The organism is Noviherbaspirillum aridicola (assembly GCF_019656455.1).
In the GTDB taxonomy this organism is placed as follows: domain Bacteria; phylum Pseudomonadota; class Gammaproteobacteria; order Burkholderiales; family Burkholderiaceae_D; genus Noviherbaspirillum; species Noviherbaspirillum aridicola.
This window is the reverse complement of the sequence record NZ_BPMK01000004.1, coordinates 167510-181022: the sequence shown is the minus strand read 5'-3', so window position 1 is coordinate 181022 and position 13513 is coordinate 167510. Positions and strand designations below refer to the sequence as shown.

Here is a 13513-nt window from a genome sequence, read left to right as displayed (position 1 = left end):
GGCGGGGCCGGCTCACGCAGCCTGCGCCTCGCTCGCGAAACTGGCGGCCGACTCCATGTCGACCGCCACGATGCGGGACACCCCCTGCTCCTGCATCGTCACACCGATCAGCTGCTGCGCCATCTCCATCGCGATCTTGTTATGCGAGATGAACAGAAACTGGGTCTGCGACGACATCCGCTTGACCATGTTGCAGAAACGCTCGGTATTGGCGTCGTCCAGCGGCGCATCGACCTCGTCCAGCAGGCAGAACGGCGCCGGGTTGAGCTGGAACATCGAAAACACCAGCGCGGTCGCGGTCAGCGCCTTCTCGCCGCCCGACAGCAGGTGAATCGTGGCGTTCTTCTTGCCCGGCGGCTGTGCCATCACCTGCACGCCGGAGTCGAGAATCTCTTCGCCGGTCATGATCAGCTTGGCCTGGCCGCCGCCGAACAGCATCGGGAAGAGTTCGCCGAAATGCTTGTTCACCTTGTCGAAGGTGTCCTGCAGCAGCTCACGCGTTTCCTTGTCGATCTTGTTGATGGCGTCTTCCAGCGTGGTGATCGCCTCGGTCAGGTCGGCATGCTGCGCGTCGAGGAAGTTCTTGCGCTCGGATGCCTGCGCCAGTTCTTCCAGCGCCGCCAGGTTGACCGCGCCGAGCGCGGCAATCGCATTGGTGAGCCGGGTGACCTCGCCCTGCAGGTATGACGGTTTCATGTCGGGGTTGAGCTTTTCCGTCAGCGCCGCTTCGTCGGCCTGCGCCTCGGCGAGCTGCTGCGCATACTGTTCCTGGTTCAGGCGCGCCGCCTGTTCCTTGAGCTGCAGCTCCATGATGCGGTCGCGCAGGGGTTGCAGGCTGCGCTCCGACTGCATGCGCGCCTCTTCCGCGTGGCGCAGCTTCTGGGTCAGCTGGTCCAGCTCGTGGCGGGCATCGGCCAGCGCCCTTTCCTGCTCGGTGCGCCGGTCCAGCAGACTCTGCAGTCCGGCCTGCGCCGCCTGGTCGTCCAGGCTGCCCAGCTCGAGCTGGCCCTGCTGCATGCTGGCGAACAGCTGCGCCGACTGTTCCTGGGCGGTGGCGATGCCGCGCTTGAGCTCTTCGATCTTGCTGCGCTGCGCCTTTTCGGCGAACTCGGCTTCCTGGGCCGCGCGCTCCAGCTCGCGCAGGCGCTGGCGCGCATCGTTGAGCTGCTGTTCCTTGGCCAGATAGTCGGTCTGTCCGCCCTCGTGGGCCTCCTGCAGTTCGGCCAGCTCGATATCGAGCTGCTCGAACTTGGCCTCGGACTCGGCCTTGGCCTGCTGCTGCTCGGATTCCTGGGCGGCGATTTCGGCCAGGTCGGATTCGATCTGGGTGCTGCGCTGGTTGAAGCGTTCCTGCACTTCGGTGAGCTTCATCACGTCGAGCTGCAGGCTGTGCGCCGCCTCAGTCAGCGTGCCGACGCGCTGGCGCAGCTCCTGCAGGCGCTGCATGGCCTGCGACAGCGCGGCCTCGGCGCGCACTGCGCGCGACTTGGCTTCATCGGCGAGCATCTGCTGCGCGCGCAGCTGACGGGTAAGGTTTTCGATTTCCTGCTGGCGCGCCAGCATGCCGTCCTGCTCGGAATCCGACGCATAGAAGCGCACGCTCGATCGCCCCACCACGTGGCCCTGGCGGGTCACGAAGCAGCCGCCGACCGGCAGCTTGTTGCGATCCACGAAGGCGGCCTGCACATCCTCGGCCACGTAGACATGATTGAGCCAGTCCTGCAGCAGCGCGCGCAGGCCGGGATCGTTTATCTGCAGCAGGGACAGCATCGGCCTGAGGCCGGCGGGCGCCTCGATGTTCTGCGGCGTGGCGCCGCTGGTGCTGTACAGGGCGAGCTTGGCCGGCGGCGCATCGCTGAAGAATGCCTTGGCCCAGTCGAGGTTGGACATCTCCAGCGCCGACGTGCGCTCGCGCAGCACCGATTCCAGCGCCGTCTCCCAGCCCTGATCGATATGAAGCTTCTGCCACAGGCGCGGCAGCTCGCCGAGTTCATGCTTGGTCAGCCAGGGCTGGACCTTGCCCTGCGTCTGCACGTTTTCCTGCAGCTGGCGCAGCGCATTGAGGCGCGCTTCGAGCTGCGCATTGTTGGCGGTCTCGGTATTGACCTGCTGCTGGGCGGCGCGGCGCTCTTCCTCCAGCCTTGGCTGCTGCTCCTGCGCCTCCTCCAGCTGGGCGCGCGCTTCTTCCAGCGCGGCCTGTTTTTCCTCGAGCTGCATGCGCAGGTTGGACAGGTGCGTGCCGTCGGGCATGGCCATGCCGCTCTTTTCCTGCATCAGCCGCTCGCGGCGCGAGGCCAGGTTGGCGAGAATGCCGGAGGCGTTGCGCTGATGGGCGGACTCGAGCTCGATCTGCTGCTGCACCTGCATGATGCGCGCGCGCGATTCGGTGGTCTTGAGCTGCGCCTCGCGCCATGCCTGCTCCAGCGCCGGCAGGTTGTCATGCTGGCTCTGCGCCGCATGCTGCGCCTGCTCGACGCGCATCGCGCGTTCTTCCAGCTGCATTTCGGCTTCGCTCAGCTCTTCCTGCTGCTGCTGGCCCTGGCGCTGCCACTGGTCACGCTGCGCGGTCAGCGAATTGAGCTGCGATTGCAGCCGGTTGCGGGACTCCACCACGAAGCGGATCTGCGCTTCCAGGCTGCCGATCTCGGAATTGGTCTGGTACAGGTGCCCCTGCGCGGTGTGCATGCGGTCGCCCGCCGCATAATGCGCCTGGCGCATGTGCTCCAGCTCGGTCTCGACGTGGCGCAGCTTGGCGGTCTGCTCTTCCAGGTCGGTCTGGGCCTTTTCGATATCGCGGAAAAATTTTTCCTGCTCGGTCTTCGCTTCGTTCTTGCGCAGCAGCCAGAGCAGTTTCTGCTTTTCGTCCTGATCGGCCTGCAGTTCGTGGAATTTCTGCGCCACCGCGGCCTGGGCTTCGAGCTTTTCCAGGTTGGCGTTCAGTTCCCGCAGGATGTCTTCGACACGGGTCAGGTTCTCGCGGGTGTCATGCAGGCGGTTCTCGGTTTCGCGGCGGCGTTCCTTGTACTTGGAAACGCCCGCGGCTTCCTCCAGGAAGATGCGCAGGTCTTCCGGGCGCGCCTCGATGATCCGCGAAATCATGCCCTGGCCGATGATGGCGTAGGCGCGCGGGCCGAGACCGGTGCCGAGGAAGATGTCCTGGATGTCGCGCCGGCGCACGGCCTGGTTGTTGATGTAGTAAGACGAAGTGCCGTCGCGGGTCAGCGTGCGCTTGACCGCGATTTCCGCATACTGCCCCCACTGGCCGGCGGCGCGGCCGTCGGAATTGTCGAATACCAGCTCGACCGAGGCGCGTCCCGCCGGCTTGCGGCTGGTCGAGCCGTTGAAAATGACGTCCTGCATCGACTCGCCGCGCAGTTCGGACGCCTTGGATTCGCCCAGCACCCAGCGCACCGCGTCCATGATGTTGGACTTGCCGCAGCCGTTGGGTCCGACCACGCCGACCAGCTGGCCGGGGACCTGGAAATGAGTGGGATCGACGAAGGACTTGAAGCCCGATAATTTGATGGAATTCAGACGCACGTTATCGACTTTTCCAGAATAAGCAGGCGGAACCGGGGTACCGCACGAAAGGCGCCATCATAACATTTCGGGTCTGCCCCACGGCACTTTCGCCCGTGCATCGGCGGGCCGGCGCGAGGTCGCGAACTGTATAATTCCGCCTTTGGTCTTTTTGCATTCCGATCCCGTCACCCGAGCCCTCCCCGTGAATCCGCTCTTATCCAAATTACAACCCTACCCGTTCGAAAAACTGAAGCAGCTGTTCGCCGGCGTCACGCCCGCTGCGGGTTACAGCGCGATCAGCCTCGGCATCGGGGAGCCACGGCATCCGACGCCGGCCTTCATCAAGGAGACGCTGGCGGCGAGCCTCGGCGGCCTGGCCGCCTATCCGGCCACGCTCGGCAGCGAAGAACTGCGCAATGCGATCGCGGGCTGGCTGAGGCGCCGCTACGGCCTCGAAAAGATCGACCCCGCCAGCCAGATCCTGCCGGTCAACGGCTCGCGCGAGGCGCTGTTCGCGTTCGCCCAGGCGGTGATCGATCCGGTACCGGGCGCGCTGGTGATGTCGCCCAATCCGTTCTACCAGATCTATGAGGGTGCGGCCTATCTCGCCGGCGCCGAGCCTTATTTCCTGAATTCCGACCCCGCGCGCAATTTCGCGCCCGACTTCCGCAGCGTGCCGGAAGCGGTCTGGCCGCGCGTGCAGCTGCTGTACGTGTGCTCGCCCGGCAATCCGACCGGCGCCGTGCTGACGCTCGCCGACTGGGAAGAACTGTTCGCATTGTCGGATCGCCATGGCTTCGTGATCGCCTCCGATGAATGCTATTCGGAGATCTACTTCAAGCAGGAAGCGCCGCTCGGCGCGCTGGAAGCGGCGCAGCGGCTCGGCCGCGACGGCTACCCGCGCCTGGTGGTGTTCTCCAGCCTGTCCAAGCGTTCCAATGTCCCGGGCATGCGTTCCGGCTTCGTCGCCGGCGACGCGGCCATCCTGAAGAAATTCCTGCTCTACCGCACCTATCATGGCGGCGCGATGTCGCCGCCGGTGCAGGCCGCATCGGCCGCCGCATGGAACGACGAAACCCACGTCGAGGAAAACCGCGCCAAGTACATCGCCAAGTTCAGCCAGGTCACGCCGATGCTGCAGGAGGTGCTCGACGTCGCCCTGCCCGACGCCGGCTTTTATCTCTGGGCACGTGTCGACAGGCTGGCGGACATCTCCGACACCGAGTTCGCCCGTCGCCTGTACGCCGAATATAATGTGACGGTCCTGCCCGGCAGCTACCTCGCGCGCGAAGCGCACGGCATCAACCCGGGCCGCAACCGGGTGCGCATGGCGCTGGTGGCCGAGGTCGACGAATGCCTCGAGGCCGCGCGCCGCATCGTGGACTTCGCCCGCAAGCTTTCCTGATTCCTCAATCAACCCTGCAACAAGCCAAATGACTCAACAACTCCAACAGATCATCGACCAGGCATGGGAAGACCGTGCCAATTTCTCCCCCAAGTCGGCCCCCGCCGAAGTGCGCGACGCCGTCGCCCATGTGCTCGAGCAGCTCAACCAGGGCACGCTGCGCGTGGCGCAGAAGGACAGCGGCAGCTGGGTGGTGAATCAGTGGATCAAGAAAGCGGTGCTGCTTTCCTTCCGCCTCGAGGACAACGTGCCGATGCCGGCCGGCGGCAGCATGCAGTTCTACGACAAGGTGCCGACCAAGTTCGCCAACTACACCGCGGAAGACTTCGCCAAGGGCGGCTTCCGCGTGGTGCCGCCGGCGGTCGCGCGCCGCGGCAGCTTCATCGGCAAGAACGTGGTGCTGATGCCCTCCTACGTCAACATCGGCGCCTATGTCGATGAAGGCACCATGGTCGACACCTGGGCCACCGTCGGCTCCTGCGCCCAGATCGGCAAGAACGTCCACCTGTCGGGCGGCGTCGGCATCGGCGGCGTGCTCGAACCGATGCAGGCCAACCCCACCATCATCGAAGACAACTGCTTCATCGGCGCCCGTTCCGAGATCGTGGAAGGCGTGATCGTGGAAGAGAACTCGGTCATCTCGATGGGCGTGTACATCGGCCAGTCCACCAAGATCTATGACCGTGCCACCGGTGAAGTCAGCTACGGCCGCATCCCGGCCGGGTCGGTGGTCGTGTCCGGCAGCCTGCCGTCGGCCGACGGCAAGTACAGCCTGTACTGTGCGGTCATCGTCAAGCGTGTCGACGCCAAGACCCGCGCCAAGACCGGCATCAACGAACTGCTGCGCGACGCCTGATCGGGCGCGCCGAGGGGAGCACAAGATGGCAATGGACCGGCTGTTCCAGCTGATGAAGGAAAAGAATGCCTCGGACTTGTTCATGACGGTGAACTCGCCGATCCAGATCAAGATCAACGGCAACCTGTTCCCGGTCAACCAGCAGAAGATGGACGGCGCCACCATCCGGGCGCTGCTGTCGGAAGTGACCTCCCCTCAGCAGATGCAGGAACTCGAATCCCGCAACGAGCTCAACATGGGCATTCCCGTGTCCGGGCTCGGCAGCTTCCGCCTGTCGGCCTTCCGCCAGCGCGGCAGCCTGTCCGCGGTGTTCCGCTACATCCCGGGCGACATCCCCAAGCTCGCCGACCTGCACGTGCCGCCGGTGCTGGCGGACGTCATCATGGAAAAACGCGGGCTGATCCTGGTGGTCGGCGCCACCGGCTCGGGCAAGTCGACCACCATCGCCGCGATGCTCGACCATCGCAACACCTTCAAGAGCGGCCACATCCTCACGCTGGAAGACCCGATCGAATTCCTGTTCAGGAACAAGAAATCCATCGTCAACCAGCGCGAGATCGGCAGCGATGCGGAGAGCCTGCAGGTCGCGCTGAAGAACGCGCTGCGGCAGGCGCCCGACTGCATCCTGATCGGCGAGATCCGCGACAAGGAAACGATGTCGGCCGCACTCGCCTATGCGCAGTCCGGCCACCTCGTGGTGGCTACCCTGCATGCCAACAACAGCTACCAGGCCCTCACCCGCATCATCAACTTCTACCCGCTCGAAACGCGGCCTTCGCTGCTGCCCGACCTGGCCGCAACCATCCGGGCCATCGTCTCGCAGCGGCTGGTGGCGGCCAGGGACGGCGGCCGCCGCGCCGCCGTCGAAGTGCTGCTCAACACGCGCCACGTCGCCGAGCTGATCGAACAGGGCGAGATCGGCCAGATCAAGGAAGCGCTGGAGAAGAGCATGGCGCCCGGCTCGCAGACGTTCGAGCAGGCGCTGATGCAGCTGATCCAGGACGGCGTGATTACCCAGGACGAGGCGCTGGCCAACGCCGATTCGGCCAGCAACCTGTACTGGCTGATCAACAATGCCCAGGGCAAGAAGCCCGAACCGGAGCCGGAACCGAAGAAGGACGACGGCCCGACCTTTACCGAATTCACGCTCAACGTCTGATGTCCAACATCCTGTACGGCATACCCAACTGCGACACCGTCAAGAAGGCGCGCACCTGGCTGGACCAGCAAGGCATCGCCTACACTTTTCACGACTTCAGGAAGGCCGGACTCGATGCCGCCACCGTGCGCGGCTGGCTGCGCGACGTCGACTGGGAAGTCCTGGTCAACCGCAAGGGCACGACCTGGCGCGGCCTGGACGAGGCGCGCAAGGCGGCGATCGCCGATGCCGAGAGCGCGCTCGCGCTGATGCTCGAGACGCCCTCGGTGATCAAGCGCCCCGTGCTGCGCGCGGGCGACGCCACGCACGTCGGATTCTCCGACGCGCTTTATCAACAGATCTTCAGATAGCGAACATGAGCAAGACCCTGGCCCTGACCCAAGAACTGATCGCCCTGCCCTCGGTAACGCCCGACGACCTCGGCTGCCAGCGCAAGCTTGCCGAACTGCTCGCCCCGCTGGGCTTCACCTGCGAGTCGATCGAATCCGGCGGCGTCACCAACCTCTGGGCGCGCCGCGGCGATGCACAGCCGCTGGTCGTGTTCGCCGGCCACACCGACGTCGTCCCCACCGGACCGCTCGATCAGTGGACGAGCGCGCCCTTCGAGCCCACCATCCGCGACGGCAAGCTCTATGGCCGCGGCGCGGCGGACATGAAGACATCGATTGCCGCCATGGTCGTGGCAACCGAGGAATTCGTCGCGGCCAGGCCGGATCACCGCGGCTCCATCGCCTTCCTGCTGACCAGCGATGAAGAAGGCCCGGCGACCGACGGTACGGTGGTCGTCTGCGACAGGCTCAAGGCGCGCGGCGAACGGCTCGACTATTGCATCGTCGGCGAACCGACCTCCAGCGCCCGCATCGGCGACACCGTCAAGAACGGGCGCCGCGGCTCCCTGTCGGGCAGGCTGGTGATCAAGGGCATACAGGGCCACATCGCCTACCCTCAGCTGGCCAAGAACCCCATCCATCTCGCCGCCCCCGCGCTGGCGGAGCTGGCCGCCGAACAATGGGACGAGGGCAATGAATACTATCTGCCCACTTCCTGGCAGATGTCCAATATCCACGCCGGCACCGGCGCCTCCAATGTGATTCCGGGCGAAGTCGTGGTGGATTTCAATTTCCGCTTCTCCACCGCCAGCACGGTCGAAGGCCTTCAGCGCCGGGTGCATGCGATCCTCGACAGGCATGGCTTCGAATACGAACTCAAGTGGACGCTCAGCGGTCATCCGTTCCTGACACCGCGCGGCACGCTGTGCGACGCCGTCAGCGCCGCGATCAAGGCCGAAACCGGCATCGACACGGAACTGTCGACCACCGGCGGCACTTCCGACGGGCGCTTCATCGCGCAGATCTGTCCTCAGGTGATCGAATTCGGCCCGCCGAACGCGACCATCCACAAGATCGACGAGCACATCGCCGTGGCCGACATCGAGCCGCTCAAGAACATCTATCGCCGCACCCTGGAAAACCTGCTGGGCTGAGCGGCAAGCCAGCGCACTCTCTTACACATGGCCGCCATGACGAATACCTTCTCCACCGTACGCGACCTGCTGCGCTACGCGACCTCCCGTTTCACGCGCGAAGGCCTGTTCTTCGGCCACGGCAGCAGCAATGCCTTCGACGAAGCGGCCTACCTGATCCTGCACACCCTCAGGCTGCCGCTCGACACGCTCGATCCTTTCCTCGATGCGCGCCTGCTGGCCGACGAAATCGACGAAGTGATGCAAGTGATCGAGCGCCGCGCCAGGGATCGCGTGCCCGCCGCCTACCTCACGCATGAAGCCTGGCTCGGCGACTATCGTTTCTACGTCGACGAGCGGGTGATCGTTCCGCGCTCGTTCCTGGCCGAGCTGATTCCCGAGCAGTTCACGCCCTGGCTGCGGGAACCCGACGAGGTCGGCCACATACTCGACCTGTGCACCGGTTCCGCCTGCCTGCCGATCATGCTGGCCGATGCCTTTCCCGCCGCCCTCATCGACGCGGTCGACATCTCGCCGGAAGCGCTCGACGTCGCCCGCCGCAACGTGGACGACTACAAGCTCGAGGACCGGATCACCCTGGTCGCGTCCGACCTGTACGACGGCTTGCCGAAGCGGCGCTACGACCTGATCGTCAGCAATCCGCCCTATGTGAACGCCGATTCGATGGCGGCCCTGCCGCCCGAGTATCTGCACGAACCGCAGCTCGCGCTGGCCGGCGGCGCCGACGGCATGGACCTGGTGCGCCGCATCGTGGAGGGCGCCGGCGAACGCCTGACGCCGGACGGCCTGCTGGTGATCGAGATCGGCAACGAGCGCGAGCATGCCGAGGCCGCTTTCGCCGATTATGAGCTGACCTGGCTGTCCACCAGCTCGGGCGACGATGCGGTCTTCATGCTGACCGCCGAGCAGTTGCAGAAAAAATGATCCGCCTGCTACAAGTCAGCCTCACCCGGGGCGTCAAGCCCCTGCTGGAGCAAGCCGAGCTCACCCTCAACCCGGGCGAGAAGATCGGCCTGATCGGCGCCAACGGCGCGGGCAAGTCGAGTCTCTTCGCACTGCTGCGCGGCGATCTGCATGCCGATCTCGGCGAAGTCGAATTCCCGGCCAAGTGGCGCATGGCGCACGTCGCCCAGGAGACGCCCGCACTCGACCGTCCCGCCCTGGAGTACGCGATCGACGGCGATGTGGGCCTGCGTGCGCTGCAGGCGGAACTCGACGCACTGGAAAATTCGCCGGACCATCAGCATCACGGCAACCGCATCGCCGAACTGCACACCGCGCTTGCCGACGCCGACGCCTACACCGTGCGCTCCCGCGCCGAGCAATTGCTGACCGGTCTCGGCTTTTCGGCGGCCCAGCTGCAACAGCCGGTCGCCAGCTTCTCCGGCGGCTGGCGCATGCGCCTGAACCTGGCGCAGGCGCTGATGTGCCCGTCCGACCTGCTGCTGCTCGACGAGCCGACCAACCACCTCGACCTCGACGCCATCATCTGGCTGGAGGACTGGCTCAAGCGCTATGCCGGCACCCTGATCATCATCTCCCACGACCGCGACTTCCTCGACGGCGTGGTGAACGTGATCGTCCACATCGACGACCGCAAGCTCAAGCGCTATACCGGCAACTATTCCTCCTTCGAGCGGCAGCGCGCAGCGCAGATCGCGCTGACCCAGGCAGCGATCGAGCGGCAGACGCGGCAGCGCGCCCACCTGCAATCCTTCATCGACCGTTTCAAGGCCAAGGCATCGAAGGCGCGCCAGGCACAGAGCCGCATGAAGATGCTCGCCAAGATGGAAGAGACCGCCCCCCTGCGCGCCGCGGCCGAATTCAGCTTCGAATTCCGCGAACCGCTGTCGGCGCCGAATCCGCTGCTGGTGATGGAAGAGGTGGTCGCCGGCTATCAGGACGGCACGCCCGAGGGCAAGCGCATCGTCTCCGGGGTCGACTTCTCGCTGCAGAACGGACAGCGGATCGGCCTGCTCGGCGTCAACGGCGCCGGCAAGTCGACGCTGGTGAAAACCATCGCCGGCGAACTCGCGCCCCTGGCCGGCACCATGAAGCTCGGCAAGGGCCTGTCGATCGGCTATTTTGCCCAGCACCAGGTCGAGATGCTGCGTCATGACGAATCGCCGCTCTGGCACCTGAGCCATATCGCGCCCACGGTGCGCGAGCAGGAGCTGCGCAACTTCCTTGGCAGCTTCAACTTCGGCGGCGACATGGTCACCAGCAAGATCGCGCCCTTTTCCGGCGGCGAGAAGGCACGCCTGGCGCTGGCGCTGATCGTCTGGCAACGTCCCAACCTGCTGCTGCTCGACGAACCGACCAACCACCTCGACCTCGAAACCCGGGAGGCGCTCACCGAGGCCCTCGCCCAGTTCGAGGGCACCTTGCTGCTGGTCTCGCACGACCGCCACCTGCTGCGCGCCACTACCGACCAGTTCATGATCGTCGCCGAAGGTCGGCTGCAACCCTTCGACGGCGACCTCGACGACTACCGCGACTGGCTGTTCAAGACCAAGCTCGGCAAACCGGCGGCGGCACCGGCGACGCCCGCCGAAACGAGCGCGCCGCCACCCGAGTCGCGGGAAGACCGCCAGGAGCGGCGGCGCCAGGAAGCCGAGGAACGTCAGCGCCTGTCCGCGCTGCGCAAGCCGATCGAAGCGCGCATCAAGCGGCTCGACGAACAGATGGCCAAGCTCAGCCAGAAAAAGTCCGACGTCGACGCGGCCCTGCTTGCCTCCGACATCTACGACGAGGCCAACAAGGAAAAGCTCAAGACCCTGATCATGGACCAGGCCTATCTCGCCAGGGAGCTGGAGCAACTGGAAAACGAATGGCTCGAGCAGCAGGAAGCGCTGGAGCGGATCAATTAGCATCCCGGAGGCGCGCGTGCCACGAACCCTCAACATCATCGGCGGCGGCAAGGTCGGCATGACGCTCGGCAGGCTGTGGGCGGCAGGCGGTTCGCTCGCCCCGATTCAAATCTGCAATCGCAGCCCGGAAAGCGCCCGCCAGGCGGCGGCCTTCATCGGCGCCGGCGCCCCGGTGGACACGCTCGACCAGATGGAGCCGGCCGATGTGTGGATGCTGGCGGTGCCCGACGACGCCCTGCCCGCGGTCGCGGCGGCGCTTGCCGGTGCCGGAACGGTGAGTGAGGGCGCTGTCGTCTTTCATTGCAGCGGCGCGCTGTCGTCCGAGGTGCTCGCGCCGCTTGCCCGTCTCGGCGCCGCCTGCGCAAGCGTCCACCCGATCCGCAGTTTCGCCGACCCGGCGCAGGCTGCCGTCGCGTTCGACGGCACCTTCTGCGGCATCGAGGGCGACGCGCGGGCGCTGGCGTTGCTCGAGCCGGCCTTCACCGACATCGGCGGCCGCTGCGTGGCCGTCGATGCGCGCCACAAGACGGTGTATCACGCCGCCGCCGTGTTCGCCTCCAATTACCTGGTCACCCTGCTCGACGTGGCCCAGCACGCCTATCAGAAGGCAGGCGTCGATCCCGACCACGCCCTGCGCATGCTGGAACCGCTGGTGCGCGGCACGGTCGACAACGTGTTCCGGGCCGGGACCACGCAGGCCCTGACAGGACCGATAGCGCGCGGCGATCTCGGCACCGCCGTGCGGCAGTATCGTGCGGTGAAGGACTGGGACGAGCAATACGGGAATTTGTACAAGCAGATGGCCAAGCTGACCGCGGACATCGCGCGCCGGCGCCGTTCGGGGTGAAGAAGAGGCTGGCGCGCCGGCCGTGTCAGCGCCGGGGCGCGTAGATGTCGTGACCGACCTCGTCGATCTGGCGCCGCAGCGCGCGGCGCTCTTCCACGCTCAGGCTGCGGGTGCGCCGGACATTTTCCTGGGGCAAGGGATTGGCATCCGACAGCCGAGCGCCCATTGCGCTGGCCGGATCGGGAAAGACGTTTTCGGCGGCGCGCCGTTCGACCGGCATCGGGGCCAGGAATTGCGCCGGCGGATGACGGCCGGGAGAGCGATCCAGGGCCATGTTCTGCAGGAGAATCGTCCGTACGCCTTCCTGGGACTCACGGCTGTACACGGCCGGCTCGGCAGCCCCGGCCTGCGCGGAAAAGGTGATCAGCAGTAGAGATAAACCGGGTTTGAATGGCATGGCGTTCGGGCTGCGGTTCGATTCCGATGGGCCGCCCCGGCAGCGCTTTTGCGCTAGACTTCCAATCCCGAGGCAGCATTAACCCGAGTCTAAGCTGCATCCCGCAAAGCCATAACGGGCCCGAGGTAAAGTATGTAACATTCTGTAATGCCTTGCGCCGGCCCGAATGCCCCGGGAATTTCTGAAGTTACCATAGCGCCATGAATACGACCAACATCACCAGCACTACCGGCTCCGCCCGGACTGCGGCCCACCAGGGCAAGATTCTCGTCGTGGACGACGATCTTCGGCTGCGCGATCTGCTGCGGCGCTATCTCGGCGAACAGGGTTTCAACGTCGTGACGGCGGAGAACGCCCAGGCCCTCAACAAACTCTGGATCCGCGAGCGCTACGACCTGCTCGTGCTCGATCTGATGCTGCCCGGCGAGGACGGCCTGTCCATCTGCCGCCGCCTGCGCGGCGCCGGCGACCAGACGCCGATCATCATGCTCACCGCCAAGGGCGAGGATGTAGACCGCATCGTCGGCCTGGAAATGGGCGCGGACGACTACCTGCCGAAGCCTTTCAATCCGCGCGAACTGGTGGCCCGCATCAATGCGGTCCTGCGGCGCAAGGGCCCCGACGAAATCCCCGGCGCCCCCTCGGAGACGCCGCAGACCTTCGCCTTCGGCGATTTCATTCTCGACCTGGGCACCCGCACCCTGAAAAAAGGCCCGGATACCATTTCCCTGACCACCGGCGAATTTTCGGTGCTCAAGGTGTTTGCGCGCCACGCCCGCCAGCCGCTGTCACGAGAGAAACTGATGGAGCTTGCGCGCGGACGGGAATACGAAGTCTTCGACCGCAGCCTCGACGTGCAGATTTCCCGGCTGCGCAAGCTGATCGAGCCCGATCCGTCGAATCCTATCTACATCCAGACTGTCTGGGGCCTGGGCTATGTGTTCATCCCCGAAGGACAGCCCCGTTAAAGCAAG

At 65.5% G+C, this 13513-nt stretch carries 11 protein-coding genes; 9 read left to right on the top strand and 2 right to left on the bottom strand.

Features of this window, described 5'->3' with window-relative positions; all coding sequences use genetic code 11:
• Positions 1-12: 12 nt before the first annotated feature.
• A complete protein-coding gene (gene smc / locus NCCP691_RS06025) occupies positions 13-3540 on the bottom strand; it encodes a chromosome segregation protein SMC (protein ID WP_220807346.1) in 3528 nt (1175 codons plus the stop codon).
• Positions 3541-3724: 184 nt separating this feature from the next.
• Between smc and dapC the strand changes: the two genes are divergently transcribed.
• Genes dapC through NCCP691_RS05985 form a run of 8 tightly spaced genes read left to right on the top strand, consistent with a single transcriptional unit; the run spans position 3725 to position 12142 of the window.
• Positions 3725-4927, top strand: a complete 1203-nt coding sequence (dapC, locus tag NCCP691_RS06020; protein WP_220807345.1) for a succinyldiaminopimelate transaminase — start codon at positions 3725-3727, stop codon at positions 4925-4927.
• A gap of 28 nt (positions 4928-4955) precedes the next feature.
• Positions 4956-5783, top strand: coding sequence for a 2,3,4,5-tetrahydropyridine-2,6-dicarboxylate N-succinyltransferase (gene dapD / locus NCCP691_RS06015; RefSeq protein ID WP_220807344.1), 828 nt, complete (start codon positions 4956-4958; stop codon positions 5781-5783).
• Between the two features lie 25 nt (positions 5784-5808).
• Positions 5809-6942, top strand: a complete 1134-nt coding sequence (locus NCCP691_RS06010; protein ID WP_220807343.1) for a PilT/PilU family type 4a pilus ATPase — start codon at positions 5809-5811, stop codon at positions 6940-6942.
• Positions 6942-7292: an ArsC family reductase gene (locus tag NCCP691_RS06005; protein ID WP_220807342.1), complete on the top strand. Its 351-nt coding sequence runs from the start codon at positions 6942-6944 to the stop codon at positions 7290-7292. The genes NCCP691_RS06010 and NCCP691_RS06005 overlap by 1 nt, the downstream gene beginning before the upstream one ends.
• A gap of 5 nt (positions 7293-7297) precedes the next feature.
• Positions 7298-8425, top strand: coding sequence for a succinyl-diaminopimelate desuccinylase (dapE, locus tag NCCP691_RS06000; RefSeq protein ID WP_220807341.1), 1128 nt, complete (start codon positions 7298-7300; stop codon positions 8423-8425).
• A gap of 36 nt (positions 8426-8461) precedes the next feature.
• Positions 8462-9349, top strand: a complete 888-nt coding sequence (gene prmB / locus NCCP691_RS05995) for a 50S ribosomal protein L3 N(5)-glutamine methyltransferase (protein WP_220807340.1) — start codon at positions 8462-8464, stop codon at positions 9347-9349.
• Positions 9346-11295, top strand: coding sequence for an ATP-binding cassette domain-containing protein (locus NCCP691_RS05990; protein WP_220807339.1), 1950 nt, complete (start codon positions 9346-9348; stop codon positions 11293-11295). Before prmB ends, NCCP691_RS05990 begins: the two co-directional genes overlap by 4 nt.
• Positions 11296-11311: 16 nt before the next feature.
• Positions 11312-12142 carry a Rossmann-like and DUF2520 domain-containing protein gene (locus NCCP691_RS05985; protein WP_220807338.1) on the top strand — a complete coding sequence of 277 codons (831 nt, stop codon included), beginning with the start codon at positions 11312-11314 and terminating at the stop codon, positions 12140-12142.
• Positions 12143-12167: 25 nt separating this feature from the next.
• Here NCCP691_RS05985 and NCCP691_RS05980 read toward each other — a convergent pair whose 3' ends face one another.
• Positions 12168-12539, bottom strand: a complete 372-nt coding sequence (locus NCCP691_RS05980; RefSeq protein WP_220807428.1) for a hypothetical protein — start codon at positions 12537-12539, stop codon at positions 12168-12170.
• Between the two features lie 200 nt (positions 12540-12739).
• Here NCCP691_RS05980 and ompR point away from each other — a divergent pair, with 200 nt between their 5' ends.
• A complete protein-coding gene (gene ompR / locus NCCP691_RS05975; protein WP_220807337.1) occupies positions 12740-13507 on the top strand; it encodes an osmolarity response regulator transcription factor OmpR in 768 nt (255 codons plus the stop codon).
• Positions 13508-13513 lie beyond the last annotated feature (6 nt).

Coding starts and splice junctions, on each gene's coding strand:
- dapD (WP_220807344.1), top strand. CDS start 4,956: ATGACTCAACAACTCCAACAGATCATCGACCAGGCATGGGAAGACCGT.
- NCCP691_RS06010 (WP_220807343.1), top strand. CDS start 5,809: ATGGCAATGGACCGGCTGTTCCAGCTGATGAAGGAAAAGAATGCCTCG.
- NCCP691_RS06005 (WP_220807342.1), top strand. CDS start 6,942: ATGTCCAACATCCTGTACGGCATACCCAACTGCGACACCGTCAAGAAG.
- dapE (WP_220807341.1), top strand. CDS start 7,298: ATGAGCAAGACCCTGGCCCTGACCCAAGAACTGATCGCCCTGCCCTCG.
- prmB (WP_220807340.1), top strand. CDS start 8,462: ATGACGAATACCTTCTCCACCGTACGCGACCTGCTGCGCTACGCGACC.
- NCCP691_RS05990 (WP_220807339.1), top strand. CDS start 9,346: ATGATCCGCCTGCTACAAGTCAGCCTCACCCGGGGCGTCAAGCCCCTG.
- NCCP691_RS05980 (WP_220807428.1), bottom strand. CDS start 12,539: ATGCCATTCAAACCCGGTTTATCTCTACTGCTGATCACCTTTTCCGCG.
- ompR (WP_220807337.1), top strand. CDS start 12,740: ATGAATACGACCAACATCACCAGCACTACCGGCTCCGCCCGGACTGCG.